Annotated in this window: 2 protein-coding genes; both read left to right on the top strand. The window is 36.7% G+C overall.

Translation table 11 applies throughout. From position 1 onward, the window contains the following. Window positions 1-101 precede the first annotated feature (101 nt). Window positions 102-392 carry a helix-turn-helix domain-containing protein gene (locus MJG50_RS21995; RefSeq protein WP_240257911.1) on the top strand — a complete coding sequence of 97 codons (291 nt, stop codon included), beginning with the start codon at window positions 102-104 and terminating at the stop codon, window positions 390-392. Beyond that, complete coding sequence (locus MJG50_RS21990) at window positions 389-1,261, top strand: IS3 family transposase (RefSeq protein ID WP_240257910.1); 873 nt, start codon at window positions 389-391, stop codon at window positions 1,259-1,261. The genes MJG50_RS21995 and MJG50_RS21990 overlap by 4 nt, the downstream gene beginning before the upstream one ends. Window positions 1,262-1,302 lie beyond the last annotated feature (41 nt).

Raw genomic sequence — 1,302 nt, 5'->3', positions numbered from 1 at the left:
TGCTATTGTACCTATATAGTAGACAGTTTTAGAGAAACAACCACTCTCAAATTAATGATATAGTTTTTTTACAGGGGTTTATGAGAGAGGGTTAATGGCAAATGAAAATGAGAACATATCCTTATGATTTAAAGAAGCAATTAGTTGAAATGTATTTGGAGGGACATTCCTCCACTGAATTAGCTAAGAAGTATGATATTCATAGTTATAAAAGGATTAATGAGTGGGTTCGTAAGGTAAGAGAAGGTGGATTTAAAGCACTAGAGGAGACTAGAGGACGTCGTAGTAAAGGGAAAAGTAAAAAGGAAGAGGTCACTTTAGAAGAAAAATATGAAAAGCTTAAATTGGAGAATGAGTATTTAAAAAAGTTGTTGGATCTGAAAAGGGGGTGAATGATAAGGAAGCACAATTTGCGTTTATACACGCAAATGCAAAGAGCCATCCAGTTCAAAAATTGGTGGAGATAACAGAAGTTTCACGTTCGGGTTACTACAAGTGGTTGAAGCGTAATGCGGAAAACGTGCAGGATACAAAGGATGAAATGCTTTTGCCTTATATCACTAAGATATTCCAATATCATCGCGGGACATACGGCAGAAAGAGAATAAAACTAGCATTAAAGGACGAGTACGGGTTGATTATAAACGAAAAGAGAGTTTCGAGAATCATGCGTAAATATGGCTTATACTGTAGAATCCGAAGAAAACGATTTAGAAACCGTGTACAACCACATGGTGAATTTCCTAACATTTTAAATCGCAATTTTAAAGCAATCAAATCGGGTATTAAACTAGCGATAGATATCACCTATGTTGAGGTGAAAAAAGGCTCTCAGAAGTGGATGTATGTGTGTGCAATTAAAGATTTATTTAATGGTGAAATTGTGAGTTATTCAATAGGTCAGAGCCAGAATATGGGGTTAGTTTTTCGTGCATTGGAGGACCTCAAAAAGAAAGGGTTTGAAAAAGGAGCCATCATACATAGTGATCAAGGCATCCAATTTACAAACCCAGGCTACATCAAGCGATTAGAAAAGATGGGCTTAACCCAATCGATGTCCCGCAGAGGCAACTGCTGGGACAACGCTTGTATCGAGAACTTCTTTGGCCATTTAAAGTGTGAAATGTACTATTTCACACAACCAGAAACAGCTGTTGAAGTAATCGATGCCGTAGCTTCCTATATTAACTATTATAACCATAAACGGATACAAACGAAACTAAAAATGAGTCCTGTAAACTATCGATTAAAATCGGCATAATGGCTGTTTTTAAGAGTGTCTACTTGACAGGTGCATGATCA

Origin of the sequence: Fredinandcohnia quinoae, from assembly GCF_022427965.1 — a bacterium.
Taxonomy (GTDB): Bacteria; Bacillota; Bacilli; order Bacillales; family Bacillaceae_L; genus Ferdinandcohnia; species Ferdinandcohnia quinoae.
Note: the sequence above shows the minus strand (reverse complement) of the source record. Positions and strands in the feature narration are given on the sequence as shown.

Bases quoted from the DNA above. Each gene is read 5' to 3' on its own strand.
- MJG50_RS21995 (WP_240257911.1), top strand. From the start codon at position 102: ATGAAAATGAGAACATATCCTTATGATTTAAAGAAGCAATTAGTTGAA.